This is a genomic window from Streptomyces sp. NPDC048479 (assembly GCF_040651435.1).
Lineage (GTDB): Bacteria > Actinomycetota > Actinomycetes > Streptomycetales > Streptomycetaceae > Streptomyces.
The window spans coordinates 301,005-326,869 of record NZ_JBEZKA010000004.1; the positions used below are offsets into that span (position 1 = coordinate 301,005).

General features: G+C 71.0%; 21 protein-coding genes. 18 read left to right on the forward strand and 3 right to left on the reverse strand.

The window, feature by feature from the left end:
• Nucleotides 1-105: 105 nt before the first annotated feature.
• The 7 genes from AB0D12_RS08985 to sucD all read left to right on the forward strand — a co-directional run bounded on the left by AB0D12_RS08985 (nucleotide 106) and on the right by sucD (nucleotide 9,699).
• Nucleotides 106-1,218, forward strand: a complete 1,113-nt coding sequence (locus AB0D12_RS08985) for an AAA family ATPase (protein ID WP_362678484.1) — start codon at nucleotides 106-108, stop codon at nucleotides 1,216-1,218.
• Nucleotides 1,215-3,794 carry a DUF5682 family protein gene (locus tag AB0D12_RS08990; protein WP_362678487.1) on the forward strand — a complete coding sequence of 860 codons (2,580 nt, stop codon included), beginning with the start codon at nucleotides 1,215-1,217 and terminating at the stop codon, nucleotides 3,792-3,794. The genes AB0D12_RS08985 and AB0D12_RS08990 overlap by 4 nt, the downstream gene beginning before the upstream one ends.
• Nucleotides 3,791-5,077 carry a VWA domain-containing protein gene (locus tag AB0D12_RS08995; protein WP_362678490.1) on the forward strand — a complete coding sequence of 429 codons (1,287 nt, stop codon included), beginning with the start codon at nucleotides 3,791-3,793 and terminating at the stop codon, nucleotides 5,075-5,077. The genes AB0D12_RS08990 and AB0D12_RS08995 overlap by 4 nt, the downstream gene beginning before the upstream one ends.
• A 94-nt stretch (nucleotides 5,078-5,171) precedes the next feature.
• A complete protein-coding gene (locus AB0D12_RS09000) occupies nucleotides 5,172-6,086 on the forward strand; it encodes a hypothetical protein (RefSeq protein ID WP_362678493.1) in 915 nt (304 codons plus the stop codon).
• Between the two features lie 106 nt (nucleotides 6,087-6,192).
• A complete protein-coding gene (locus AB0D12_RS09005; RefSeq protein WP_362678496.1) occupies nucleotides 6,193-7,179 on the forward strand; it encodes a hypothetical protein in 987 nt (328 codons plus the stop codon).
• A gap of 435 nt (nucleotides 7,180-7,614) precedes the next feature.
• Entirely contained in the window at nucleotides 7,615-8,793 is a 1,179-nt protein-coding gene (gene sucC, locus AB0D12_RS09010) for an ADP-forming succinate--CoA ligase subunit beta (RefSeq protein WP_362678499.1), read from the forward strand.
• Nucleotides 8,794-8,814: 21 nt separating this feature from the next.
• Nucleotides 8,815-9,699, forward strand: a complete 885-nt coding sequence (sucD, locus tag AB0D12_RS09015) for a succinate--CoA ligase subunit alpha (protein WP_362678502.1) — start codon at nucleotides 8,815-8,817, stop codon at nucleotides 9,697-9,699.
• Nucleotides 9,700-9,824: 125 nt separating this feature from the next.
• Here the strand turns inward: sucD and AB0D12_RS09020 are convergent, their stop codons facing one another.
• Complete coding sequence (locus AB0D12_RS09020) at nucleotides 9,825-11,033, reverse strand: sigma factor-like helix-turn-helix DNA-binding protein (protein ID WP_362678505.1); 1,209 nt, start codon at nucleotides 11,031-11,033, stop codon at nucleotides 9,825-9,827.
• A 146-nt stretch (nucleotides 11,034-11,179) separates the two neighbouring features.
• Between AB0D12_RS09020 and AB0D12_RS09025 the strand changes: the two genes are divergently transcribed.
• Nucleotides 11,180-12,784, forward strand: coding sequence for a DUF6350 family protein (locus AB0D12_RS09025; protein ID WP_362678809.1), 1,605 nt, complete (start codon nucleotides 11,180-11,182; stop codon nucleotides 12,782-12,784).
• Between the two features lie 326 nt (nucleotides 12,785-13,110).
• On the opposite strand, the gene AB0D12_RS09030 is transcribed toward AB0D12_RS09025, so the two are convergent.
• Nucleotides 13,111-13,896 carry a hypothetical protein gene (locus AB0D12_RS09030; protein WP_362678508.1) on the reverse strand — a complete coding sequence of 262 codons (786 nt, stop codon included), beginning with the start codon at nucleotides 13,894-13,896 and terminating at the stop codon, nucleotides 13,111-13,113.
• Between the two features lie 241 nt (nucleotides 13,897-14,137).
• Between AB0D12_RS09030 and purN the strand changes: the two genes are divergently transcribed.
• Both purN and purH read left to right on the forward strand, forming a co-directional pair.
• Nucleotides 14,138-14,773 carry a phosphoribosylglycinamide formyltransferase gene (purN, locus tag AB0D12_RS09035; protein WP_362678511.1) on the forward strand — a complete coding sequence of 212 codons (636 nt, stop codon included), beginning with the start codon at nucleotides 14,138-14,140 and terminating at the stop codon, nucleotides 14,771-14,773.
• Nucleotides 14,770-16,332, forward strand: a complete 1,563-nt coding sequence (purH, locus tag AB0D12_RS09040; protein ID WP_362678514.1) for a bifunctional phosphoribosylaminoimidazolecarboxamide formyltransferase/IMP cyclohydrolase — start codon at nucleotides 14,770-14,772, stop codon at nucleotides 16,330-16,332. Before purN ends, purH begins: the two co-directional genes overlap by 4 nt.
• Nucleotides 16,333-16,573: 241 nt before the next feature.
• Here the strand turns inward: purH and AB0D12_RS09045 are convergent, their stop codons facing one another.
• A complete protein-coding gene (locus AB0D12_RS09045; RefSeq protein WP_362678517.1) occupies nucleotides 16,574-17,173 on the reverse strand; it encodes a hypothetical protein in 600 nt (199 codons plus the stop codon).
• A gap of 276 nt (nucleotides 17,174-17,449) precedes the next feature.
• Between AB0D12_RS09045 and AB0D12_RS09050 the strand changes: the two genes are divergently transcribed.
• The 8 genes from AB0D12_RS09050 to AB0D12_RS09085 all read left to right on the forward strand — a co-directional run bounded on the left by AB0D12_RS09050 (nucleotide 17,450) and on the right by AB0D12_RS09085 (nucleotide 25,857).
• Nucleotides 17,450-18,316 (forward strand): bifunctional methylenetetrahydrofolate dehydrogenase/methenyltetrahydrofolate cyclohydrolase, encoded by an 867-nt coding sequence (locus tag AB0D12_RS09050; protein ID WP_327325575.1) that lies wholly within the window; start codon nucleotides 17,450-17,452, stop codon nucleotides 18,314-18,316.
• 464 nt (nucleotides 18,317-18,780) lie between these two features.
• Nucleotides 18,781-19,422: a DUF3017 domain-containing protein gene (locus AB0D12_RS09055; protein ID WP_362678812.1), complete on the forward strand. Its 642-nt coding sequence runs from the start codon at nucleotides 18,781-18,783 to the stop codon at nucleotides 19,420-19,422.
• Between the two features lie 149 nt (nucleotides 19,423-19,571).
• A complete protein-coding gene (locus tag AB0D12_RS09060) occupies nucleotides 19,572-20,792 on the forward strand; it encodes an NADP-dependent isocitrate dehydrogenase (protein ID WP_362678520.1) in 1,221 nt (406 codons plus the stop codon).
• 371 nt (nucleotides 20,793-21,163) lie between these two features.
• Nucleotides 21,164-22,231 carry a DUF2690 domain-containing protein gene (locus AB0D12_RS09065; RefSeq protein WP_362678523.1) on the forward strand — a complete coding sequence of 356 codons (1,068 nt, stop codon included), beginning with the start codon at nucleotides 21,164-21,166 and terminating at the stop codon, nucleotides 22,229-22,231.
• A gap of 197 nt (nucleotides 22,232-22,428) precedes the next feature.
• Nucleotides 22,429-23,418 (forward strand): malate dehydrogenase, encoded by a 990-nt coding sequence (locus AB0D12_RS09070; RefSeq protein ID WP_362678525.1) that lies wholly within the window; start codon nucleotides 22,429-22,431, stop codon nucleotides 23,416-23,418.
• A gap of 123 nt (nucleotides 23,419-23,541) precedes the next feature.
• Complete coding sequence (locus tag AB0D12_RS09075) at nucleotides 23,542-23,724, forward strand: hypothetical protein (protein WP_362678528.1); 183 nt, start codon at nucleotides 23,542-23,544, stop codon at nucleotides 23,722-23,724.
• A complete protein-coding gene (locus tag AB0D12_RS09080) occupies nucleotides 23,699-24,211 on the forward strand; it encodes a hypothetical protein (protein ID WP_362678530.1) in 513 nt (170 codons plus the stop codon). The genes AB0D12_RS09075 and AB0D12_RS09080 overlap by 26 nt, the downstream gene beginning before the upstream one ends.
• A gap of 152 nt (nucleotides 24,212-24,363) precedes the next feature.
• A complete protein-coding gene (locus AB0D12_RS09085) occupies nucleotides 24,364-25,857 on the forward strand; it encodes an aldehyde dehydrogenase family protein (RefSeq protein WP_362678533.1) in 1,494 nt (497 codons plus the stop codon).
• Nucleotides 25,858-25,865 lie beyond the last annotated feature (8 nt).

Here is a 25,865-nt window from a genome sequence, read left to right on the forward strand (position 1 = left end):
TGACAATCGGCTCTGACCTGCGGAGACGGCCGATTGTCAGTGGCATGGTGCACGGTGGAACTCACATCGGGTCGAACGATCTGGAACCGATCTGGAGGGGGATCCATGACCGTGTCCGAAACCGGCGCAGCCACCGGCGCCGAGGCCCTGCGGCCGCACGCCGAGGATGCTTTCGCCGACGAGCTCAAGATGCTCGCCGCGGCCGACGACCGGCCGCGGCCGGTCAGCTGGCAGCTGTCACCGTGGGCCGTCGCCACCTATCTGCTCGGCGGCACGCTGCCCGACGGGACGGTCATCACACCCAAGTACGTGGGGCCGCGCCGGATCGTCGAGGTGGCCGTCACCACGCTGGCCACCGACCGGGCGCTGCTCCTCCTCGGCGTGCCGGGCACCGCCAAGACCTGGGTCTCCGAACATCTCGCCGCGGCCGTCAGCGGCGACTCCACCCTGCTCGTGCAGGGCACGGCGGGCACGCCGGAAGAGGCGATTCGCTACGGCTGGAACTACGCGCAGCTGCTCGCCCACGGCCCCAGCCGGGACGCGCTGGTGCCCAGCCCCGTCATGCGCGCGATGTCGGAGGGCATGACCGCGCGGGTCGAGGAGCTCACCCGTATCCCCGCGGACGTGCAGGACTCGCTGATCACGATCCTGTCCGAGAAGACGCTGCCCATCCCGGAGTTGGGGCAGGAGGTGCAGGCGGTCCGCGGGTTCAATCTCATCGCCACCGCCAATGATCGCGACCGCGGGGTCAACGACCTTTCCAGCGCGCTGCGCCGCCGGTTCAACACCGTCGTGCTGCCGCTGCCCGCCACGCCGGAGGCCGAGGTCGACATCGTGTCGCGCCGCGTCGACCAGATAGGGCGCTCGCTCGATCTGCCGGCCGCGCCGGAGGGGCTGGAGGAGATCCGCCGTGTGGTCACCGTCTTCCGGGAGCTGCGGGACGGGGTCTCGACGGACGGCCGCACCAAGCTCAAGTCACCGTCCGGAACGCTCTCCACGGCCGAGGCGATCTCCGTGGTCACGGGCGGTCTCGCGCTCGCCGCGCACTTCGGGGACGGCGTGCTGCGTCCCGGTGATGTGGCGGCCGGCATCCTCGGCGCGGTCGTACGCGACCCGGCGGCGGACCGGGTCATCTGGCAGGAGTACCTGGAGACGGTGGTCCGCGAGCGGGAAGGGTGGAAGGACTTCTACCGCGCCTGCCGCGAGGTGAGCGTATGACCGGCCCTCTGCTGCTCGGCGTCCGCCACCACGGGCCGGGCTCGGCACGGGCGGTCCGGGCCGCGCTGGAGGCGGCGTCGCCCGCGGCCGTGCTGATCGAGGGACCGCCCGAGGGCGACGCGCTGCTCGCGCTCGCCGCGGACGAGCAGATGCGCCCGCCGGTCGCGCTCCTTGCGCACGCGGTGGACGACCCGGGGCGGGCGGCGTTCTGGCCGCTGGCCGAGTTCTCCCCGGAGTGGGTGGCGCTCCGCTGGGCGCTGGGACGCGGGGTCCCGGTCCGGTTCATCGATCTTCCGGCGGCGTATTCGCTGGCGCCGGCGGCGCAGGAGGAGACGGCGAACCCGGACGCCGCCGACGGCGAGCCAGGCTCACTTGAGGGGGCCGAGTCACCCGAGGGCAGCGGTGCCGGGACGGGTGCACCCGGAGCCGGGGCGGACAGCGTCCACCCGGAAGGCCCGGGGACGGGCGGGCCGAGCGGGGTCGCACCGCCTACGGGGCAGGCGCCCGAGGGCAGCCGTGCTCCGGTGGCAACACCGGGTGCGCCCGGGACCACAGGATCCCTGGCGCCCGACGGGCGGACGCCCGGTGCGGAGGGCGGCGACGGCGCGGGCACGGTAGGACCCGAGGACGAGCGGGGCGCGCCCGACCCCCGTGGGCTGCGGATCGATCCCATCGCCGTGCTTGCCGAGACGGCCGGATACGACGATCCCGAGCGGTGGTGGGAAGACGTCATCGAGCATCGCGGTACGGGAGCCGACGCGGCGGATCCCCGAGCGCCGTTCGCCGCACTCGGGGACGCCATGGCCGCACTGCGCGAGACGTACGGGCACGGCGGACACGACCGTGATCTCGCCCGCGAGGCCCATATGCGGATCCAGCTCCGGGCCGCGCGAAAGGAGTTCGGGGACGACGTCGCCGTTGTCTGCGGCGCCTGGCATGTGCCCGCGCTCGAGGAGAAGACCACCGTCGCCGCCGACAGGGCCCTTCTCAAGGGGCTGCCCAAGGTCAAGACCGAGATGACCTGGGTGCCCTGGACCCACCGCAGGCTCGCCCGGCACAGCGGATACGGCGCCGGCATCGATTCGCCCGGTTGGTACGGGCATCTCTTCGGCGCGGCCGACCGGCCCGTCGAGCGTTGGATGACCAAGGTCGCGGGGCTGCTGCGCGACGAGGACAGGCTGGTCTCCTCCGCCCATGTCATCGAGGCCGTACGGCTCGCCGAGACCCTCGCCGCCATGCGCGGCCGGCCCCTCGCCGGGCTGACCGAGACGACCGATGCGATACGGGCCGTGATGTGCGAGGGCTCCGACGTGCCGCTGGACCTCATCCGGAAGCGGCTCGTCGTCGGGGATGTGCTCGGCGAGGTGCCGGACGCGGCGCCTGCCGTGCCGCTTCAGCGTGATCTGACCCGACTCCAGCGCAGTCTGCGGCTCAAACCGGAGGCACTGGAGCGGGAGTTGGAGCTCGATCTGCGTAAGGAGACCGACGCGGCGAAGAGCCGGCTGCTGCACCGGCTGCGGCTGCTCTCCATCGGCTGGGGCGAGCCCATGACGGGGCGGGGGAGCACCGGCACCTTCCGGGAGAGCTGGCGGCTGCGCTGGGAGCCGGAGCTCTTCGTCAAGGTCGCGGAGGCCGGGGTGTGGGGCACGACCGTGCTCTCCGCCGCCACGGCGAAGGCCGAATCGAAGGCCGTGTCCGCGACCGCCCTTGCCGACGTCACCGCGCTCGCCGAACAGTGCCTGCTGGCCGAACTGCCCGACGCGCTGCCCGTGGTGATGCGGGCGCTTGCCGACCGCGCCGCACTCGACGCCGACGTCGGTCATCTCGCTCAGGCGCTGCCGGCCCTCGCCCGCTCGCTGCGGTACGGGGACGTGCGGTCGACGGACACGGCCGCGCTCGGTGAGGTCGCGGCCGGGCTTGCCGAGCGGATCTGCGTCGGCCTGCCGCCCGCTTGCAGCGGACTCGACGCGGACGGCGCGGCCGAGATGCGGGGCCATCTGGACGGCGTACACACCGCGATCGGGCTGTTGCCGAAGGGCCGTGAACTGATCGCGCGCTGGGGATCGGTTCTGCATCGGCTCGCGGCCCGCGACACCGTGCCCGGAGTCATACGCGGCAGGGCGGCTCGGCTGCTGCTGGACGACGGGCGGCTCGAGGAGGACGAGGCCGCACGGCTCATGGGCCTCGCGCTCTCGGTCGGCACACTGCCCGCCGACGCGGCCGCCTGGATCGAGGGATTCGTCGGTGGCGCGTCCGGCGGCGGAGTGCTCCTGGTCCACGACGAGCGCCTGCTCGCACTCGTCGATGCCTGGCTGACCGGCGTGCCGGTTGACGCGTTCACCGACGTACTGCCGCTGCTGCGCCGCACCTTCTCCGCGTACGAACCGGGCGTGCGCCGCACCCTGGGCGAGCTGGTGCGGCGCGGACCCGCGGCGGCATCCGGCCCCACGCACGGCGAGTCCACGATGCCCGGCTTCGGCGCCGGCCTCGACGGGCCACGGGCGGACGCGGTGCTGCCGGTGCTGCACATGCTCCTCGGCATCGACGACAACGACCTCGCGGGGGTGGCCCGATGAGCACGGCGACAAAGAACGAGACCGCGGACGACAGCGCGACCGGGAACGCAAGCGAAGCCGTCACGGGAAGCGGAACCGGAGGCGCAACCGCAAGCACAAGCGCCACCGGAACCGGGGACGAGCGGCTACGGCGGTGGCGGCTCGTCCTGGGCGGCGACTCCGCCGACGGAACCGGCTGCACCCTCAGCGGGACCGACGCGGCGATGGACGGCGCCCTGACCGCCCTCTACGGCAACGACAAGGGCAGCACGGGCAACCGCACCGGCAACCGCTCGGCCGGGCTCGGGGCGTCCGCCCCGTCCGTCGCGCGCTGGCTCGGCGACATCCGCACGTACTTCCCGAGCTCCGTCGTCCAGGTCATGCAGCGTGACGCGATCGACCGGCTCGGCCTGTCCACGCTGCTGCTGGAGCCGGAGATGCTGGAGGCCGTGGAGGCCGACGTGCATCTCGTCGGCACCCTGCTCTCCCTCAACAAGGCGATGCCCGAGACGACCAAGGAGACGGCCAGGGCCGTCGTACGCAAGGTCGTCGTCGATCTCGAGAAGCGGCTCGCGACCCGCACCAGGTCCACCCTCACCGGCGCACTCGACCGGTCCGCGAAGATCAACCGCCCGCGCCACCGGGACATCGACTGGGACCGGACCATCCGGGCCAACCTGAAGAACTGCCTGCCGATTCCTGAAAAAGAAGGTGCCTACACCGTCGTTCCCGAGCGGCTCATCGGATACGGACGCGCGTCCCAGTCGGTCAAGAAGGACGTGGTGCTCTGCATCGACCAGTCGGGCTCCATGGCGGCGTCCGTCGTCTACGCCTCCGTCTTCGGCGCCGTCCTCGCGTCCATGCGCTCCATCGCCACCCGACTCGTCGTCTTCGACACCGCTGTCGTCGACCTGACCGACCAGCTCGACGACCCGGTGGACGTCCTCTTCGGCACTCAGCTCGGCGGCGGCACCGACATCAACAGAGCGCTCGCGTACTGCCAGTCGCAGATCACCCGCCCCGCCGACACCGTCGTCGTACTCATCAGCGACCTCTACGAGGGCGGTATACGGGACGAGATGCTGAAGCGGGTCGCGGCGATGAAGACGTCCGGTGTGCAATTCGTCGCACTGCTCGCGCTCTCGGACGAGGGGACGCCGGCGTACGACCACGAGCACGCGGCGGCGCTGGCGGCCCTGGGTGCACCGGCGTTCGCCTGTACGCCGGACCTTTTCCCGGATGTGATGGCGGCCGCGATCGAGAAGAAACCACTGCCCATATCGGACATGGTGACTCATCAGTAACAGGGGGCTTGCGTCCCCCCGGGAGGCTCGTGCGAGCATCGTCCCGATCCCCGCGGAAGGTCCACTTCCGCCAACCGAGAAGGTTCCTCTCACTGTGACCGTCGCAGCTGCTCGTTCTGCTGCCGTTCTGTGCGCACTGCGCCGGGCGGCAGGCGGGCAGCGTGCGCTGCAAGTGGTGCTGTTTCTCGGGGGACTGATGACCCTCGGTCTTCTCTACGGCGGCCAGGTGCACGCGGCGGAGTCGGCGGGCATGCCGGAATCGGCGATGTCGGCCGACGCCGAGGTGCGCGTCGCGCCGCCGACCGGGCCGGCTCCGGCGCGGGAAGTGCGGCGTGTGGCAACGGACTCCGCCGACGTCGGCACCACTGACGCCGCGGACACGGTCGACTCCGCCAAGTCCGCCCAACCCGTGCAGCCCGGCCGGCCAGGCCAGGCCGCGCAGCCCGTCCAGACCGTTCGCCATGTGGTGAAGCAGGCCGCGGACACCGTGCGGGACGTCGTACTGCCAGTGGCCCAGCCGCTGACCGGGCCTCTCACCGAGACGCTGAACGGGCTCCTGCCCGTACCGCTGCCGCCGCCGGGCGGCGACGCGGATCAGGGACTCACGCCGCAGCTCCCCGTCGACCGGCCCGTGGACGACTCCGCGGACCGGTTCACGGTCGACAACCCCGCGGACTCTGCGGACCCCGCCCGGTGGTCCGGCACGACCGCCACCACAGTCGGTCCGGTCGGCGGGTACGACAGGACTCTTGGCTTCAGGCAGGCCGAATTCCGTTACGAGCGGCCGGTAACTGTGCCCGCGCCCGCTCAAGTCCCCGGCAAGCCCTGCGACTCCACGCACGGCGCATTGCAGCAGTCCGGCGAGACGCACGCACCGCGTAAGGGAGACCAGCAGGCGGCGACGAGCCCCTACGGCACGCAGTTCGCGCTCGTACCGGGCGTGGCCTGGGCCTCGGCCGAAGCGCCGACCCGCGAACGACCGCGCGACATCCTCGAATTCCCCGGCTAGGGCAGTCCTTTCCCCGCTCAAGACCTGCCGCGCGGGGGCGGGACAGGTCTGCCCGCCAACCGGATAGTTCCGGACAGCCGAATGAATTCGAAGGATTGACGTAAGCATGCATAAGAACATCCGCCGTTCCATAGCCGTCGCTGCCACGGCCACCGGCATGTGGGCCCTCGGCACCGCCGCGGCCAGCGCCGACGAGCTGCCCGTCTCCGTACCGCTCTCCGCGCCCGACGAGGCGGCCGACGTTGTCGACGACGTCAAGGACGTCGACGTGGTCAAGGACGCCCAGGGCTTCGACGCCGTCCAGGGTGCCAAGGCCGCCGCCGCCGACGCCAAGCGCACCGCCACCGGCAGGGCTGCTCAGGCCACGGGCACGGTCGCCCAGGCCGAGCGCACCGCCACCGGCACGGCCGCCCAGGCCCGCCAGTACGCCGAGGCCGAGCTCCCGGCGTACCAGGTCCCGGTCACCCCCGACGCGGCCGACGTCCAGAGCGAGATCGACTACCTCTTCGGTCCGCTCGCCGCCTTCGCGCCGCAGCTCGCCGAGCAGGCCCCGTCCCAGGTCCACTACCAGGCGCAGGGCGCCGTCGCCGCCGCCACACCGCTCGCCGCTGCCGCCGCGCAGGACACCCTGCCGCCCATCGCCGCCCGTGCCGTGAACGGCGTGCTCCCGGTCGCCGGTCAGGCGGTCGGCGACGTCGACGGTTTCGCCCAGGGCGTGGTCGGTGACGTGACGCCGTTCGCAGGTGGCGTCGTGGGCGAGGTCCAGCCCTTCGCCGGTGGCGTCGTCTCTGAGGCTCAGCCCTTCGCGGGCGGGGTCGTCGGTGCGGTCCAGCCGCTCGTCGAGACCGTCGTCGACCACGCCCAGCCGGTCGTGCACGGCATCGGCGGCAGCGCCGGCTCCCTGGCCCAGGGTGTCGTGGGCGATGCCACGCCGTTTGCCGGTGGTGTGACCTCCGAGGTCCAGCCGTTCGCGCAGCACGTGTACGGCACGGCTGACTCGACGCCGCTCGTCGGCAACGCCGTCTCCGGCGTCCAGGGCGTGGCCGCCTCGACCACCCCGGGCTACGTGTCGCACCTGACGCAGGGCATCTGACGCAAGCCTGTGACACATGTGACGGAGTGCATCTGACAGGCGGGTCCGATGTTCGCGGGCGGTCCTCATTGGGGTGAGGGCCGCCCGATTCCGTTCGCAGCGGTAAACCTGCCGTTCCGCACCCAGCGGCAACCCTCTCCGCGTCCGCACGGACCCCGCCCCGTGTCCGCCCCGACCCCGCGCCGTGTCCGCTCTGTATCCATGTCCGAATCCATGTCCGACGCGGCCACCCGTGCGATCTGTGACAGGTATCACCGCCCAGGTGTGATCTGCGATTTAGGGACCTCGGGCCCACGGGGATAACCTGCGGGACGGACATGCCGCGTACTCGGACACCGTGTACGCCTCCCTCAGTGACAGCGCAGTCACGTTGCCCTTCGCGGCACGCCCACGCAGAAAACGAACCGCGAGACCATTGAAAAGGGACGGACGCGCGTGGACCTGTTCGAGTACCAGGCGAGGGACCTCTTCGCCAAGCACGGTGTACCGGTGCTGGCCGGTGAAGTCATTGACACGCCTGACGCGGCGCGCGAGGCCACCGAGAGGCTGGGCGGTAAGTCGGTCGTCAAGGCCCAGGTGAAGGTCGGCGGCCGCGGCAAGGCCGGCGGCGTGAAGCTGGCCGCCACCCCGGACGAGGCCGTCGCCCGCGCGACGGACATTCTCGGCATGGACATCAAGGGCCACACGGTCCACAAGGTGATGATCGCCGAGACCGCCCCCGAGATTGCCGAGGAGTACTACGTCTCGTACCTCCTCGACCGCACCAACCGCACCTTCCTCGCCATGGCGTCCGTCCAGGGCGGCATGGACATCGAGGAGGTCGCGGAGAAGAGCCCGGAGGCCCTCGCGAAGGTTCCGGTCAACGCCGTTGACGGCGTGACGATCGAGAAGGCCCGCGAGATCGTCGCCCAGGCGAAGTTCCCGGCCGAGGTTGCCGAGCAGGTCGCCGAGGTCCTGGTGACGCTGTGGGACACCTTCGTCGCCGAGGACGCGCTCCTCGTCGAGGTCAACCCGCTCGCGAAGGTCGCCGACGGCCGCATCATCGCGCTGGACGGCAAGGTGTCTCTCGACGAGAACGCCGACTTCCGCCAGCCCGAGCACGAGGCGCTCGAGGACAAGGACGCAGCCAACCCGCTCGAGGCTGCCGCCAAGGCCAAGAACCTCAACTACGTCAAGCTCGACGGCGAGGTCGGCATCATCGGCAACGGCGCGGGTCTGGTCATGTCGACCCTCGACGTCGTCGCGTACGCCGGTGAGGCGCACGGCGGCGTGAAGCCCGCCAACTTCCTCGACATCGGTGGCGGTGCCTCCGCCGAGGTCATGGCGAACGGCCTCGAGATCATTCTCGGCGACCCGGACGTCAAGTCCGTCTTCGTCAACGTCTTCGGTGGCATCACCGCGTGCGACGAGGTCGCCAACGGCATCGTGCAGGCCTTGGCGCTGCTCAAGTCCAAGGGCGAAGATGTGAACAAGCCGCTGGTCGTGCGCCTCGACGGCAACAACGCGGAGCTGGGTCGCAGGATCCTGTCCGACGCCAACCACCCGCTCGTGCAGCGCGTGGACACCATGGACGGCGCGGCCGACAAGGCCGCCGAGCTCGCGGCTGCGAAGTAAGGGACGAGGGACTCCAACACCATGGCTATCTTCCTCACCAAGGACAGCAAGGTCATCGTCCAGGGCATGACCGGCGCCACCGGCATGAAGCACACCAAGCTCATGCTCGCTGACGGCACCAACATCGTCGGCGGTGTGAACCCGCGCAAGGCCGGCACGTCCGTCGACTTCGACGGCACCGAGGTGCCCGTCTTCGGCTCCGTCGCCGAGGCGATGGAGAAGACCGGCGCCGACGTCTCCGTCGTCTTCGTGCCGCCGGCCTTCGCCAAGGCCGCCGTCGTCGAGGCGATCGACGCCGAGATCGGTCTCGCCGTCGTCATCACCGAGGGCATCGCGGTCCACGACTCGGCCGCCTTCTGGGCGTACGCCGGCTCGAAGGGCAACAAGACCCGGATCATCGGCCCGAACTGCCCCGGCCTGATCACCCCCGGTCAGTCCAACGCCGGCATCATCCCGGGCGACATCACCAAGCCCGGCCGCATCGGTCTCGTGTCCAAGTCCGGCACGCTGACCTACCAGATGATGTACGAGCTCCGTGACATCGGCTTCTCCTCGGCCGTCGGCATCGGTGGCGACCCGGTCATCGGTACGACGCACATCGACGCCCTCGCGGCGTTCGAGGCCGACCCCGAGACCGACCTGATCGTGATGATCGGCGAGATCGGCGGCGACGCCGAGGAGCGTGCGGCCGACTACATCGCCAAGAACGTGACCAAGCCGGTCGTCGGCTACGTCGCGGGCTTCACGGCTCCCGAGGGCAAGACCATGGGCCACGCCGGCGCCATCGTCTCCGGCTCCTCCGGCACCGCGCAGGCGAAGAAGGAGGCCCTCGAGGCCGCGGGCGTCAAGGTCGGCAAGACGCCGACCGAGACGGCCAAGCTGGCGCGCGCGATCCTCGCCGGCTGACCTTCGCGATAAGGCACTACACAAGGCAGTACACACGGCAGTACGGAGCAGTAGGCCGTGCGCAGTTCGTACGAGTGGGCCCGCTCCTCCTGGTGAGGTGCGGGCCCACTCGCGTACCGCCGGGTCTATCGGATCTGGGGTACGAGTCGCTCGGGACCGTTCGCGAGCATGGAGCGGAGCTGCTTGCGCAGCGCGGTGTCCCGGTGGGGCAGCGGCTGCGGTCCGCTGAGCACCGGTCCGCCGTCGACCTGCTGGCCGGGGGCGAGCGGCGGCTCGTACCGCGTCGGAGCGGTGACCACGGTGAAAGCCGTGGCGCTCACGATCAGCGTGGTGACGGCGATGGCCACCCGTGTCCAGAACCGGGCACGCCGCTCACTGCCCGTCCGCACGGCAACGGCGGGAGTCATCTCCGGCGCCGGCCCCTCGCGGGCGAGGTCCGTGAGCAGTTCGTGCAGCGCCGCCCCCTGGCTCAGCTCCGGGAGCCGCTCGGCGATGGCCGCCCGTGCGTGCAGCACCCGGTTCGCCGCGGCCGGGGTGCTGGCCTCGGTCTCGGCCGCGGTCTCCGGCAGGCCGAGGCCCAGGCCGTCGTAGAGCAGCACCGTGCGGCGGTACGGCGGCGGCAGCTCCAGCAGCGCGTCGAGCAGCGCGCGCCGGCCCGGCTCGGCGGGCGGCTGGGAATCGGGCTCGTTGTGGGCGCGGAGGAGCCGGTGCCAGGGGGACATGGCGTACTCGTACGCGACGGCCCGTACCCAGCCCGCGGGGTCCCCGTCGCGCGCGACCTCGGGCCAGTGCTGCCAGGCGAGGTGGAAGGCGCGCTCGACCGACTCGTGGGAGAGCCGGCGCCGACCGGTGAGCAGGTAGGTCTGGCGTACGAGAGCGGGTGCGACATACGAGTACAGCGCGTCGAATGCTTCGGCGGTGGTGAGCTCGGCGCGTGGTGGTGGCGGTGGGTCCTGCGGTGGGGCTTCGCGGACCGCGGGTGCCGAGGTGAGGGCGTTGGTTTTGTCCGTGCGGTCCGGGGCCTGGGCCTGGGCCGGGTCCGGGTCCGGGTCCGGGGCCTGAGGGACGGGTTCGGTGCAGGGGGAGGGGGCCGTCGTGACGGACAATTCCGGGGGCTCCGTGCCGGGGTCTGCCAGCAGCTTCGCGTATGCCTCCCGCCTGGACCCCCGCGGGCTGGTGCGGCCGGCCTCCCAGGACCTGATCGTCGCCCGCCTGACACCGACCGCAACGGCGACCTGCTCCTCGGTCAGTGACTTCGCCTCGCGCAGCATCCGCCGTTCCTCCGGGGAGGGGAGTGGAGCGGCGGAAGTGGAGCGTGGGGCGCGCTGAGTCATGAGGGGCTCTCCTCAGGGCTGCACTCGGCGAAAAAGTACATAAACGTATATTGAGCGACACAACGGCTATTCACGTGTTACGCGGTTAAAGAGCGTGTCGTTGGCAGCATGGCCGCGTGACCCAGCTGACCGATCACACCCCGTCGATGCCGCAGACCCCGGTTGCCGTGCAAGGCGGCCGACAGGCCGCGCTGGCCGCGCTGGGCTCGGCCCTCGTGCGCGGAGCGACCGCGGCGGGGCTGGGGCTCGGCGCGTTCGCCGTTCTCGTGATGGTGTTGTGGATCAGCTCCCCGTACCCGGACAGCGGTCCGGGCGGGGCGCTGCATGTCGCGGCCGGGCTGTGGCTGTTGGCCCATGGCACGGAGCTCCTACGGACCGGCACGCTGTCCGGGAGCCCGGCGCCGGTGGGGGTGGTGCCGCTGTTCTTGGTCGCGCTGCCGGCCTGGCTCGTGCACCGGGCGGCGCGTGATGCGCTCGAGCAGGACAGGGGGCGGCGGCGGCCGTCCGCGCGGGGTGCGGTGTGTGCGGTGACGGCGGGATATCTGCTGGTCGGCGCTGCTGCGGTGCTGTACGCGGCGGGCGGTCCGCTGGCGGCGGACCTGCTGAGCGTGGTGTTCCATCTGCCCGTGGTGACCGTGCTGTCGGCGGTGGCCGGGGTGTGGACGGCGAGCGGACGGCCGCGCGGGCCGCTGCCGGCCAGGCTGCCGGAACGGGTACGGCGGGAACTCGCCCGCCCCCGGGTGGCCGTCGCGCTGCGGTCCGCGACGGCGGGGGCGACGACGCTGCTGGGCGGCGGAGCGCTGCTGGCCGCGGCGTCGCTGGTGTGGCACGCGGACGCGACGCAGGACTCGTTCCTGCACCTCGCGCAGGAGTGGTCGGGGCGGTTGGCGGTGCTGCTGCTGGGGCTCGCGCTGGTGCCGAACGCGGCTGTCTGGGGCGCGGCGTACGGCCTCGGTCCCGGTTTCGCACTCGGTACGGGCGCGACGGCGACGCCGCTGGCGTTGGCCGGGGATCCCGCGCTGCCTTACTTCCCGCTCCTCGCCGCGGTCCCTTCGGAGGGGCCGGGCACGCCGCTGAACTGGGCGGTGCTGGTGGTGCCGGTCGCCGCGGGGGCGGTGATCGCGTGGTTCACGGAACGGGCGGCGGCACTGCGGTACGCGGAACGGGAGGAGGTGTGGGGCTGCCGCGAGACCGCGCTGACCGTGCTGCTCGGGGCGACGGGATGCGCGGCGTTCACGGCGATCCTGACGGCGGCGTCGGGCGGCCCGATGGGCACGCGGGCGCTGGTGGAGTTCGGCCCGGTGTGGTGGCAGACGGGCCCGGCGGCGCTGCTCTGGTCGGCGGGGATCGGGGTGCCGGGGGCGCTGGGGCTGCGGGCGTGGCGGTTGCGCGGGCGACGGGGCGAGGCGGATGTGCCGGTGCCGGTTCCCGCTCCGGTCCCGGTTCCCGCTCCCGCTTCGGTTCCGGTTCCGGTTCCGGCGGAGGCGGCGCCGGCCCCGGAGGCTCCGGAGGCCCTTGAGTCGACGGAGCCCGATGACCCGTCGTTGGAGCCGTACGACATCTTGCCGACGGGCTCGTGGAACGAGAGGGGCGAGCGGGAGGCGCGGGAGGCGCGGCGGGCGGCGCTGAGAGAGGCGTCGGGGGGTCTGATGTCGGAGTTTCCGCCGATGCGGATGCCGGAGCCGCCGGTGCCGCCGACCGCACCGGTGGAGCCGGTGGAGCCGGAGGAGCCGGCGCCGGGGGCGCCGTAGGGGGTGTCCCCAGCCCCGCCCCTTCCCGAAACTGGGGGCAAGCTCCCAGCCCCCGGCCCGACAGCTTCGCACCACGCCCCTGCTTCGCGCCGAGCCGGTGATACGGGGGCTTCGCTGTGCGCCGCTGCAGGGCCGCTGCGCGGCAAAGGGCGTGCCCCTTGCGGGACCAGCCGCCCGTGCTGCGTGGCTTCGACCTCGGGCCGGAGCAGCTGTACGGCGCAGGCGGCCCGGACTGCGAGGGAGGGCTGCGCGGCAGCGAGGTCACGCACCCGCCCCCGCCCCAAGGCGGGGCCGTGACCTGGAGAGACCGCCCGGTCGGCGCCCGTTTACTCCTGGATGCCGATCACTCCGCGGAGCGGCTCCGGGAGCAGGTCGTTGCAGGCCAGTTGGCCCGACTTGGTCAGCGCGTCGTTCGCGCAGGTGTAGTAGTCGCGGTAGACCAGCTGTGCCGTGAACGACGCCGCCACGATCACCAGCGCGATGCTCGCCATCACCAGACCGCTCACCGCCGCCGTGATCTGCGGCCTGCCCGGAGTCGCGGGCGCCACCGGCGCCGGCGGTGTGGGAGATGTCACGGCGTCCGACGCGCGGCGCTGGGGCTTGGCACGCAGGGAGCTGATGCTCCAGTACAGCGCCAGCGCGCCGAGCAGCAGCGCGATCTCCGGGAGGTCGAACAGCGCGAAGAAGAACGCCCACATGCCGGAGAGCAGCGCATAGCGCGCGCGGCGCTGGGCGGGGTCCGTCGGGTCCCACTTCAGGCCGCCGGAGGAGCCGCCCTCGGGGCCCTGCTGGCCGCCGCCGTTCTGACCGTTCTGGCCGTTCTGACCGCTCGGGCGGCCGCCGAAGCCGCCGCCCGAGGAGCGGCCCGGCTGGCGGCTGCTCCACTGGCTGCCCCAGCCGGAACGGCCGGAACGGTCGTCAGGTGTGCCGGAGGAAGGCGTGTCGGAGGAAGACGAGGAGGAGTCGTCGGACGAGCCGTCGTTCGCCGGGCGCCGGGGCTGCCAGGGCTGGTCCGGCCTGCCCTCCGGCGGCGGCGCGAAGGGGTTGTTGTCATCCGTGGACTGGCGCTCCCGCGGCAACAGGAGGTCCGTACGGCGGCGTCGGTCCGGCATCTGGTGAACGTCTTCCCCTCAGACCCAGCGCACATGGGGTCTTGTGTCGTCTTGCCCGTCAGCGGACGGGTCCTGTCCCCTGACGCTACCTCCCGGCCACGCCCCCGTCCCGTGGGGGCCGTTCTGTGTGCCGGTATCGTTGCTGACGGTCGGCCCCTTCGTAGAGTTCCCCGTATCGGGGGGCGCGATTCGTTCGTACGACCACACAAAGACGTACAGCAACGCGAGAAAGAGACCCGCCGTGGCCTCCCCGCCCCCCTCCGCCCGACCGGCCCGCCTCGTGGTCCTGGTCTCCGGCTCCGGAACGAATCTCCAGGCCCTGCTCGACGCGATCGCCGACGACCCTCAGGGCTTCGGCGCCCGTATCGTCGCCGTCGGCGCCGACCGGGACGGGATCGCCGGTCTGGAGCGCGCCGAGCGCGCCGGGCTGCCCAGCTTTGTGTGCAGGGTCAAGGACTACGAGACGCGCGACGCGTGGGACACCGCGCTCACCGAGGCCACCGCCGCGTACGCACCGGATCTCGTCGTCTCGGCCGGCTTCATGAAGATCGTGGGGAAGGAATTCCTCGCCCGCTTCGGTGGCCGCTGCGTCAATACGCATCCCGCCCTGCTGCCCAGCTTCCCCGGAGCCCACGGAGTGCGCGACGCGCTCGCGTACGGCGCGAAGGTCACCGGATGCACCGTGCACTTCGTCGACGACGGCGTCGACACCGGCCCGATCATCGCGCAGGGCGTGGTCGAGGTACGGGACGAGGACGATGAAGCCGCTCTCCATGAGCGGATCAAGGAAATCGAGCGACGGCTGCTCGTCGAGGTCGTGGGGCGTCTGGCCCGTAACGGCTACCGCATTGAGGGACGAAAGGTAGTTTTCCCGTGACTGTTGAGGCTGCGAAGCGGGCCATCCGGCGAGCGCTGGTCAGTGTTTATGACAAGACGGGTCTTGAGGAGCTCGCCCGCGGGCTGCACGAGGCGGGTGTGGAGCTGGTCTCCACCGGCTCGACCGCCGCGAAGATCGCCGCGGCCGGGGTGCCGGTCACCAAGGTCGAGGAGCTCACCGGCTTCCCCGAGTGTCTGGACGGCCGGGTCAAGACGCTGCACCCGCGCGTGCACGCCGGCATCCTCGCCGACCTGCGGCTCGAGTCGCACCGTGAGCAGCTCGCCGAGCTCGGCGTGGAGCCCTTCGATCTCGTGGTCGTCAACCTCTACCCGTTCCGGGAGACCGTCGCCTCGGGCGCCTCTCCCGACGAGTGCGTCGAGCAGATCGACATCGGCGGCCCGTCGATGGTCCGCGCCGCCGCCAAGAACCACCCCTCCGTCGCTGTCGTCACCAGCCCCGCGCGGTACGCGGACGTCCTCGACGCGGTCAAGGAGGGCGGCTTCGACCTGACCGCCCGCAAGCGGCTCGCCGCCGAGGCCTTCCAGCACACCGCCTCGTACGACGTGGCCGTCGCCTCCTGGTTCGCCTCTTCCTACGCGCCCGCCGACGACTCGGTCCTCCCCGACTTCCTGGGCGCGACCTTCGAGCGTACGAACGTGCTTCGCTACGGCGAGAACCCGCACCAGGCCGCGGCGCTGTACTCCAACGGCAACGGGGGCCTGGCCGACGCGGAGCAGCTGCACGGCAAGGAGATGTCGTACAACAACTACGTCGACACGGAGGCCGCCCGGCGCGCGGCGTACGACCACGACGAGCCCTGTGTCGCGATCATCAAGCACGCCAACCCGTGCGGCATCGCGGTCGGCGCGGATGTCGCGGATGCGCACCGCAAGGCGCACGCCTGCGACCCGCTGTCGGCGTTCGGCGGGGTCATCGCCGTCAACCGGCCGGTCACGGTCGCGCTTGCCGAGCAGGTCGCCGAGATCTTCACCGAGGTCATCGTCGCTCCGGCGTACGAGGACGGCGCGGTCGAGGTGCTGGCCCGTAAGAAGAACATCCGCGTGCTGCGTTGTACGGGCTCCCCGGCGGCCCCCGTCGAACTCCGGCCCATCGAGGGCGGCGCGTTGCTGCAGATCAAGGACCGCCTTCAGGCGGAGGGCGACGACCCCGCGAACTGGACGCTGGCGACGGGTGAGGCGCTGTCGCCGGACGAGCTGGCCGAGCTCGCCTTCGCGTGGAAGGCCTGCCGCGCGGTCAAGTCCAACGCGATCCTGCTCGCCAAGAACAGTGCGTCGGTCGGTGTCGGAATGGGCCAGGTCAACCGCGTCGACTCCGCGAAGCTCGCGGTGGAACGGGCCGGCGCCGAGCGCGCGGAGGGTTCCTACGCCGCGTCGGACGCGTTCTTCCCGTTCCCGGACGGTCTGGAGATCCTGCTGGCCGCGGGCATCAAGGCCGTGGTGCAGCCGGGTGGTTCGGTGCGGGACGAGCTGGTGGTGGAGGCGGCGAAGAAGGCGGGCGTGACGATGTACTTCACGGGCACGCGCCACTTCTTCCACTGACCCTGAGCTGTACGGCCTGAGGGCCGCACCTCCGCACCCCCGCCCCGGGCGGGGGTGCGGTTCGGTGTCAGCGGCAGTAGCCGACGCCGGAGATCCGGGTGTGCCGGCCACGGCAGTCGGTCACAGTGCTCCGGCCGAAGCGGCGAGAATGTGCCGGTAGAACGGCCGAAGGCCGTAAACCCGCCGGTCGGCAGAGGGTTACGGCCTTCGTGAATTCGGTACGTGTGTGGTGCCAAGTACCTCAGTAACGCGGGCGGTTGAACCAGGCAGACGCCTGCGAGTTCACCATTGCGGCGAGGATGATGCCGCCGATGGCGAGGGAGACGAGGCCGCCGACCGCGCCGCTGGCCTGGCCGGACGCGAAGTTGGCGAGGGACCCGAGGATCATCAGCGATGCGTACACGATCGTGATGACGCGGATGGCGGTGCCGCCGGTGGAGAACTTCACCCCGAGGAAGATCGCCAGGCCCGCGAAGACCAGCAGGATGACGACCACGATAAAGCCGAGACCGGCCAGGCCGGTTGCTGCGTCAGAGTCGACCGCGTCCGAGGCGGCCGCGATGGCGATGGCCGCGATGATTCCGAAGAGGACCTGCAGGCCGCCAATGATGTACAGGAGGACGCGGGCCGCAGTCATCAGACCGGGCATGGACGTCGGGGCGCCGCCGTAGGGCTGCACCGGCGGGGCCTGCGGGTAGCCGTAGCCCGGCTGCTGCGGTTGGCCCTGCTGCGGGTAGCCGTAGCCCGGCTGCTGCGGTTGGCCCTGCGGCTGGCCGTAGCCCGGCTGCTGCGGTTGGCCCTGCGGCTGGCCGTAGGGGTTGTTCGGGTCGCCGAAACTCATGGCGGGATTCCTCCGTTGGAAAATGCGGGGACGATGCGGTCCGAGCGGAGGAACGTCACGAGATCAGCGGTTTGCCCCCCAACACTGCCGCGGTACTGCGCGGCTCATCGTGGTATTAACGTCGACTTTTTGTCCAGTCGGGATCCGTATGTGTTGTGCAAGTGCAACCTCAGGTTCCCTTGCGGCGGGCCGGGAGGGAGCGTGAAGGCGCCGCGATCGGCGCGTGACGGCGGCCCGAATTGGAACCCGGGCGGGTCCATCCGCGAGGATGGGTCCATGACCGCCCAGATTCTCGATGGCAAGGCCACCGCAGCCGCGATCAAGTCCGACCTGACCGCCCGCGTGGCGGCGCTCAAGGAGCGGGGCATCACCCCGGGCCTTGGGACCCTGCTCGTCGGGGACGACCCGGGCAGCCGTTGGTACGTCAGCGGCAAGCACCGCGACTGCGCGCAGGTCGGCATCGCCTCGATCCAGCGCGAACTGCCCGACACCGCCACGCAGGAAGAGATCGAGGCGGTCGTACGGGAACTCAACGACAACCCCGAGTGCACGGGCTACATCGTCCAGCTGCCGCTCCCCAAGGGCATCGACGCCAATCGCGTTCTGGAGCTGATGGACCCGGCCAAGGACGCGGACGGGCTGCACCCGATGAGCCTCGGCAAGCTGGTGCTCGGTGTGGAGGGCCCGCTGCCGTGCACTCCGTACGGCATCGTCCAGCTGCTCCGGCACCACGGCGTCGAGATCAACGGCGCGAATGTGGTGGTCGTGGGCCGCGGGATCACCATCGGGCGGCCGATGCCGCTGGTGCTTACCCGTAAGTCCGAGAACGCGACGGTGACGCAGTGCCACACCGGTACGCGCGATCTGTCCGCGCATCTGCGGCAGGCGGACATCATCGTGGCCGCGGCCGGTGTCCCGCACCTGGTCAAGCCGGAGGACGTCAAGCCGGGCGCGGCCGTACTCGACGTCGGCGTCAGCCGCGACGAGAACGGCAAGATCGTCGGGGACGTCCACCCGGGCGTCGCCGAGGTGGCCGGCTGGGTCGCCCCGAACCCGGGCGGCGTGGGCCCGATGACCCGCGCGCAGCTGCTGGTCAACGTGGTCGAGGCGGCGGAGCGCGCAGCGGTCGCCGCCGCGGGCTGACCGGGAAGGCTGAGCCCATGGGTGTACGCACGAACGACGGAGCCGACGCGGCGGAGCCGCGGGGCGCGGGCGCGAGCCCGAACGGGCCGGGGACCGGTGGGGACGCGCGGGACGAGGCGGCCGCGGCGGCCGCCCGGAAGACGGCGTCCACCGCGGATGACGAGCCGTCCCGGCCGGGCGGCTCGGACGCCAACGGTGCCGGCTTGAATTCGGTGGCCGATGCGGCCGGTGGCGGGACTGGCCGCGACGAGGATGCCGCGCCGAAGTCCGCGGTCGGCGCCGCCGGTGCTCCCGCCGAGGACGGCGAGTCCGCTGCGGCGGTCCGCTCTTGGTCCGGCGACCGGGACTCGGGTGCTGCTGACGCCAACGGCGCCGCCGCTCACGCCGCGGACGGCGCCGCCGCTCACGCCGCGGACGGCGCCGCCGCTCACGCCGCGGACGGCGCCGCCGCTGACACCGGCGACATCGGTCCGCACGCCGACCGCGCCGACCACGCAGCGAAGCCGGCCGACGCCGCCGACAGCGGACCCCGTCCGGAAACCGGCGCCGACACCCCGAAGCCGGAGACCCCGGACACCGCTGCCGCCGCCGTGATCGCCGACGCCGTCCACCCCCGCCACGCCGGTCCGGACGACACCGGGCCGGACGCCGAAGCCGCCTCCGCGACGGCGGCCGACAGTCAAGGGGTCGGCCCCGGCACCGGCAGGACGCCCTCCCGCCGGCCACCCTCCCTCACCCGGGACACCGCCCGGCCCGAGGGTGGTGGACGGGCCGCTCCCGGGGCCGCTTCCGCGCCCGCTCGGCAGTGGCCTCTGCTCACCGTCCTCGCCCTCGCCGGCCTCGGCCTGGTGATTGTCGGCAGCGATGCCTTCGCCGACGCCTTCCGGGTGGGCACCATCCTGATCGGCGTTGCCCTGCTCACCGGTGCCGTCATGCGCCGCACCCTGCCCTCCGTCGGCATGCTCGCGGTGCGCTCGCGCTTCACGGACATGGTCACGTACGGGCTGCTCGGCACCCTGATCGTGCTGCTCGCGCTCGTGACGCAGCCGAAGCCGTGGCTCGACGTCCCGTTCCTCGAGGACGCCGTCCACTTCACCGTCCGTTAGTCCCGACGTTTAGACCCGACAATTCGAGTATCTTGATGACGAGATATCTGGAGTATCTTGATGACGAGATATATCGGCGGAGTCCGAGAACGCGACATCACTGACTTCGCCGACCCCAGCCGAAGCGCGTGAGAGGGACGTTCCACGTCATGGCCAAGATCAAGGTAGCCAACCCGGTCGTCGAGCTCGATGGCGACGAGATGACCCGCATCATCTGGTCCTTCATCAAGGACAAACTGATCCTGCCGTACCTCGATGTCGAGCTGAAGTACTTCGACCTGGGCATCGAGCACCGCGACGCCACCAACGACCAGGTGACCGTCGACGCCGCCAAGGCCATCAAGGAGCACGGCGTCGGCGTCAAGTGCGCCACGATCACGCCGGACGAGGCGCGGGTCGACGAGTTCAACCTCAAGGCGATGTACCGCTCGCCGAACGGCACCATCCGCAACATCCTCGGCGGCGTCATCTTCCGTGAGCCGATCATCATGGAGAACGTGCCGCGGCTCGTCCCGGGCTGGACCAAGCCGATCGTCGTCGGCCGTCACGCTTTCGGCGACCAGTACCGCGCCACCGACCTGAAGGTCCCGGGCCCGGGCACCCTCACCATGACCTTCACCCCGAAGGACGGCTCCGAGCCGATCGAGCTCGAGGTCCACGAGTTCCCGGGCTCCGGTGTCGCCCTCAGTATGTACAACCACGACGAGTCGATCCGCGACTTCGCGCGCGCCTCGTTCCGGTACGGCCTGGCCCGTGAGTACCCGGTCTACATGTCCACGAAGAACACGATCCTCAAGAAGTACGACGGTCGCTTCAAGGACATCTTCCAGGAGATCTTCGACGCAGAGTTCAAGGCCGAGTTCGACGCCAAGGGCCTCACCTACGAGCACCGCCTGATCGACGACATGGTCGCCTCGGCGCTCAAGTGGGAGGGCGGCTATGTCTGGGCCTGCAAGAACTACGACGGCGACGTCCAGTCCGACATCGTCGCGCAGGGCTTCGGCTCGCTCGGCCTGATGACCTCGGTCCTGATGTCGCCCGACGGCAAGACCATCGAGGCCGAGGCGGCGCACGGCACGGTCACCCGCCACTACCGCCAGCACCAGCAGGGCAAGGCGACTTCGACCAATCCGATCGCCTCGATCTTCGCCTGGACCCGTGGTCTCGCCCACCGCGGCAAGCTGGACGGCACTCCCGAGGTCACCAGGTTCGCCGAGACGCTCGAACAGGTCTGCATCGAGACCGTCGAGGGCGGCCAGATGACCAAGGACCTGGCGCTTCTCATCTCCAAGGACGCTCCGTGGCTGACCACGGAGCAGTTCCTGGACGCGCTCGACGCCAACCTGCAGAAGAAGATGGCGTCCGCCTGAGCCAACCGGCACCGAACGCCGACAGCGCCCGTCCTCTCCCCCGAGGGAGGACGGGCGCCGTCGTGGTTCAAGAGTCATGGACGCGCCAACCGCGTTCAAGGGACGCCTGGTGCCTGTGGCATGGAGGTGACCATTCCGCCACGGTGTGATCGTTGGGCTACGGATGCGAGACTGAAGCGGCAGCCGGGGCGGGGCGCGCAGGGGGGCGCACCAACTGTCCCGAATGCTCCCGTGCACGCCAAATACAGGAACTGACATCCTGGCTCCGCGCATCCCACTGGGTAGTCCGGAACACGGACGCCCGAAGGGCACGGCACGGGGTCGGGACAGCGCGGGGCACATCAGGAACGTTCGGGGGACAAGGGGGGGCAATGCCTCGTTGGAAGGCACTACCGGAGGAGCTGGACCCGCAGGTCCGGGAGTTCACCAGCCAGCTCCGTCGGCTCGTCGACCGCAGCGGGCTGAACCTCGCCGCGGTCGCGGACCGCACCGGGTACAGCAAGACATCGTGGGAGCGGTATCTGAACGGTCGGCTGCTCGCGCCCAAGGGCGCGATCGTCGCGCTGGCCGAGGTGACCGGTACGAACACGCTCCATCTCACCACCATGTGGGAGCTGGCGGAGCGCGCCTGGAGCCGCTCCGAGATGCGCCACGACATGACCATGGAAGCGATACGGATCTCCCAGGCGCGGGCGGCGCTCGGTGAGTTCGGCCCTGCCCCCGCGGGCACCGCGAACAGCCGCTCGGGGGGCCGGACGGCCGCGCCCGCGGAGCCGGCCGGACCGGAGGCCGGGGCGTTCAGGACCGATGAGCAGCGCCGTCCGCGCGTACCGGTGCAGCCCGGCCCGGACCACCAGGGCTCGCCCGGACACCAGGGCCCGCCGATGTCACCGCCGACCGCACCTTCCGGCCCCACCGCCTCCCCCGACCAGGGACGTGGAAAGCGCAAAGTCACCATGTTCCTGGCCGGCGTGGTCGGCGCGCTGCTGGTGATAGCCGCGGCCGTGCTCCTGACCGACCTCGGCGGTGACGGCGACGGCGGCAGGAGCGCGGCCAAGACGCCGTCCGCCACGCCGACGACCAGCAGCCCGCCGTTGCCGGCCGGTGTGAAGTGCAGTGGCAAGGACTGCACGGGCCAGGACCCGGAGGCCATGGGCTGCGGCGGACAGCTCGCCAAGACCGTCTCCAGCGCGATTGTCGGCAAGGCCCGGGTCGAGGTCCGGTACAGCAAGACCTGCCAGGCGGCCTGGGCCCGTATCACTCAGGCGGCCCCCGGCGACACGGTGCAGATAAGCGTGGGCGGCCAGGGCGCGCAGAACGGCCTGGTGAACGGGGACAACGACGCGTACACCCCCATGACCGCGGCGGCGGCGCCGGCCGAGGTGAAGGCGTGCGCGACGCTGAAGACGGGGACGACGGGCTGCACCGGGCAGCAGTGAGCGCAGCGGCGGGCTATGAGTGAGCGGTGCGTGAGCGGTGCGTGAGCCGCGCCACAAGGGGGCGGGGAATGCCGGGGTCGCGGTTCGGATAGCCTGACGCTGGATGTCTCTTCACGTCAAGATTCAGAAGACGCGCGAAGGGGTGTCCAGCACCAGGGGCAGGGACCCCTACCGCCAGCTGTCTTACGGAGATCGCCATGACCCGCACTCCCGTGAATGTCACCGTGACCGGCGCGGCCGGCCAGATCGGCTACGCGCTGCTCTTCCGCATCGCCTCCGGCCACCTGCTCGGCGCGGATGTGCCGGTCAAGCTTCGTCTCCTCGAGATCCCGCAGGGCCTGAAGGCCGCCGAGGGCACCGCGATGGAGCTCGAGGACTGCGCCTTCCCGCTGCTGAGCGGCATTGAGATCACGGACGACCCGAACGTCGCCTTCGACGGGGCCAACGTGGCCCTGCTGGTCGGCGCCCGTCCGCGTACGAAGGGCATGGAGCGCGGCGACCTCCTCTCCGCCAACGGCGGCATCTTCAAGCCGCAGGGCAAGGCCATCAACGACAACGCCGCGGACGACATCAAGGTCCTCGTCGTCGGCAACCCGGCCAACACCAACGCGCTCATCGCGCAGGCCGCTGCCCCGGACGTACCGGCCGAGCGCTTCACCGCGATGACCCGCCTCGACCACAACCGCGCGATCTCCCAGCTCGCGAAGAAGACCGGCACCCCGGTCTCCGAGATCCGCCGCCTCACCATCTGGGGCAACCACTCCGCGACCCAGTACCCGGACATCTTCCACGCCGAGGTGGCGGGCAAGAACGCCGCCGAGGTCGTGAACGACGAGAAGTGGCTCGCCGACACCTTCATCCCGACCGTCGCCAAGCGCGGCGCCGCGATCATCGAGGCCCGTGGTGCGTCCTCGGCCGCCTCGGCCGCGAACGCCGCGATCGACCACGTCCACACCTGGGTCAACGGCACCGCGGAGGGCGACTGGACCTCCATGGGCATCCCGTCGGACGGCTCCTACGGCGTCCCGGAGGGCCTGATCTCGTCGTTCCCGGTCACCACGAAGGACGGCACGTACGAGATCGTCCAGGGCCTGGACATCAACGACTTCTCGCGTGCGCGCATCGACGCGTCGGTGAAGGAGCTGGAGGAGGAGCGCGCGGCGGTCCGCGAGCTCGGCCTCATCTGATCCGTACGCCCTCACGTACATACGCACCGCCCCCGGCAGCCGACAGGCCGCCGGGGGCGTTTGTCATGCCGGTGGAACTGACCAGGTGGAACTGACCGTGCGGTCCGGGGAGTCTGGGCTGTCATGCGCGTGACGATGATCCCGCCTGCACTGACGGAGGCGACCGGCCCGCTGTTCCGTCCCATCAAGTACTCGCTCTTCCCGCAGCTGGGGCTCGCGACCCTCGCCGGACAGGAGGAGCTGGACGCGGTCAGATGTTCGATGATGCAGGATGAGCCGCATGCGTTTGATCTCCGAGGCTCCTGAGTCGGTCCAGCTGGCAACGGACACCGGTCAGAACGGCGTGGCGGCCCTGGGGATGATCGTTCTCGGGGTGCTCGTCCTGATCATGCTCTGCGCGTATCTGTTCCCGGCGTTCATCGCCCGTCGTGGCTTTGCGGCCCCGACGCTCGCGGGGACGCTGCGGGACATCGCGGTGGTGTGCGTGACGGTCGCGCTGGCGCTCTATGTGTTCGGGCTCATGTGCTACATCCGGCTGGAGAACGAGTCCTACACCTGCGCAACCGAGCGGTACGGGTACTCCTCCGGGATTGCGCGCGCGCAGTTGGAGCGGATGCAGGACAGTCTCTTCCCGGTCGGCTCGACCTGTCGCTGGTCCGACGGGTACACCCACGACTTCGTGCCCGCGTTCGTGAATCCGGCGATCACCGTGCTGCTGTCCCTCGCGGTGATCGCGGCCGGTGTCGCCCTCGGTCACGCCGGGGCCGCGCGGGATTCGGCCCGACGGAGTTGATGCGGCCGGAGTGCGCCTGCCCCGCCGGGGCAAAGTGATACGGGTAACTTTGAGACACTCAATGCGCATGCTTTCCGAACCCTGGGGCAGGGGACCCGACCGCCGGATATCACCGGTGTGGAACGTATCGGGAACGGAAGGCAAAACGCGACGTGTCGGCACAACAGACCATCCACGTGGGCGGAGAGTGGCGCGCAGCCGTATCCGGCGCCACGCGCGAGATAATCGACCCCGCTGACGCGACCGTCTTCGCCGTCGTGGCGGAGGGCGGGACCGAGGACACCGACGCCGCGATCGCCGCCGCGCGTACCGCATTCGACCAGGGCGAGTGGCCCCGTACCCCCGTCGCCGAGCGTGCCGCGCTGCTGCGGCGCGTCGCCGAGTTGCTCCAGCGCGACCGTGAAGAGATCGGTCTGCTGGAGAGCCGGGACGCCGGAAAGACCCTTGAAGAAGGGCGTGTCGACGTCGACTGTGTGAGCGACGCCTTCCGTTACTTCGCCGACCTCGTCATGAACGAGAGCGGCGGGAGAGTCGTGGACGCCGGTTCGCCGGACATCCACAGTGTGGTGGTGCATGAGCCCGTCGGGGTGTGTGCGCTGATCACGCCCTGGAACTACCCGCTTCTGCAAGCGAGCTGGAAGATTGCCCCGGCGCTGGCCGCAGGCAACACCTTTGTGATCAAGCCCAGCGAGATCACCCCGCTGACCACCGTCGCGCTCATCGAGCTGCTTGTCGAGGCCGGACTGCCCGCCGGCGTCGCGAACATCGTCACCGGCGCGGGCGACCCCGTCGGGGCCCGGCTGGCCGAGCACCCCGATGTGGATCTGGTGTCCTTCACCGGCGGACTGTCCAGCGGTACGAAGGTGATGCGCACCGCCGCCGACAGCGTCAAGAAGGTCGCCCTCGAACTCGGCGGCAAGAACCCCAACGTCGTCTTCGCCGATGCGTGCGGGACGGACGAAGGCTTCGACACGGCCGTCGATCAGGCGCTCAACGCGGCGTTCATTCACAGCGGGCAGGTCTGTTCCGCCGGGTCGCGGCTCATCATCGAGGAGTCGCTGCGCGAGCGCTTCGTCGGCGAACTCGCCCGCCGCGCCGAGAAGATCCGCCTCGGACGAGGCACCGAGAAGGGCGTGGAGTGCGGCCCCCTCGTCTCTCGGCAGCAGCTCGCCAAGACCGAGGAGTACGTGGCCTCCGCCCTGGCGGAGGGCGCGGTGCTGCGGGCCGGCGGAGCGAGGCCGGAAGGGGAGGGGTACGAGGGGTACTTCTACCGGCCCACCGTCCTCGACCAGTGCCACCGCGGCATGCGCGTCGTACGCGAAGAGATCTTCGGCCCCGTCCTGACCGTCGAGACCTTCCGTACGGAGGACGAGGCCGTCGCCCTCGCCAACGACACCGAGTACGGGCTCGCCGGCGCCGTATGGACCGCCGATCCGGGCCGGGCGCGGCGCGTCGCCGGGCGGCTGCGGCACGGGACCGTCTGGATCAATGACTTCCACCCCTATCTGCCACAGGCCGAGTGGGGCGGATTCGGGAAGAGCGGCATCGGCCGTGAACTCGGGCCCGCCGGCCTCGCCGAGTACCGCGAGGCCAAGCACATCTACCAGAACCTCGCCCCGCGTCCCGTGCGCTGGTTCGCGGGCTGAGCAGGGTT

Bases quoted from the DNA above. Each gene is read 5' to 3' on its own strand.
- AB0D12_RS09005 (WP_362678496.1), top strand. From the start codon at position 6,193: ATGCATAAGAACATCCGCCGTTCCATAGCCGTCGCTGCCACGGCCACC.
- AB0D12_RS09045 (WP_362678517.1), bottom strand. From the start codon at position 17,173: ATGAGTTTCGGCGACCCGAACAACCCCTACGGCCAGCCGCAGGGCCAA.
- AB0D12_RS09070 (WP_362678525.1), top strand. From the start codon at position 22,429: ATGACCCGCACTCCCGTGAATGTCACCGTGACCGGCGCGGCCGGCCAG.
- AB0D12_RS09025 (WP_362678809.1), top strand. From the start codon at position 11,180: ATGCCGCAGACCCCGGTTGCCGTGCAAGGCGGCCGACAGGCCGCGCTG.
- AB0D12_RS08985 (WP_362678484.1), top strand. From the start codon at position 106: ATGACCGTGTCCGAAACCGGCGCAGCCACCGGCGCCGAGGCCCTGCGG.
- AB0D12_RS08995 (WP_362678490.1), top strand. From the start codon at position 3,791: ATGAGCACGGCGACAAAGAACGAGACCGCGGACGACAGCGCGACCGGG.
- AB0D12_RS08990 (WP_362678487.1), top strand. From the start codon at position 1,215: ATGACCGGCCCTCTGCTGCTCGGCGTCCGCCACCACGGGCCGGGCTCG.
- AB0D12_RS09060 (WP_362678520.1), top strand. From the start codon at position 19,572: ATGGCCAAGATCAAGGTAGCCAACCCGGTCGTCGAGCTCGATGGCGAC.
- AB0D12_RS09080 (WP_362678530.1), top strand. From the start codon at position 23,699: ATGCGTTTGATCTCCGAGGCTCCTGAGTCGGTCCAGCTGGCAACGGAC.
- AB0D12_RS09030 (WP_362678508.1), bottom strand. From the start codon at position 13,896: ATGCCGGACCGACGCCGCCGTACGGACCTCCTGTTGCCGCGGGAGCGC.
- sucD (WP_362678502.1), top strand. From the start codon at position 8,815: ATGGCTATCTTCCTCACCAAGGACAGCAAGGTCATCGTCCAGGGCATG.
- AB0D12_RS09065 (WP_362678523.1), top strand. From the start codon at position 21,164: ATGCCTCGTTGGAAGGCACTACCGGAGGAGCTGGACCCGCAGGTCCGG.
- AB0D12_RS09050 (WP_327325575.1), top strand. From the start codon at position 17,450: ATGACCGCCCAGATTCTCGATGGCAAGGCCACCGCAGCCGCGATCAAG.
- AB0D12_RS09020 (WP_362678505.1), bottom strand. From the start codon at position 11,033: ATGACTCAGCGCGCCCCACGCTCCACTTCCGCCGCTCCACTCCCCTCC.
- AB0D12_RS09075 (WP_362678528.1), top strand. From the start codon at position 23,542: ATGCGCGTGACGATGATCCCGCCTGCACTGACGGAGGCGACCGGCCCG.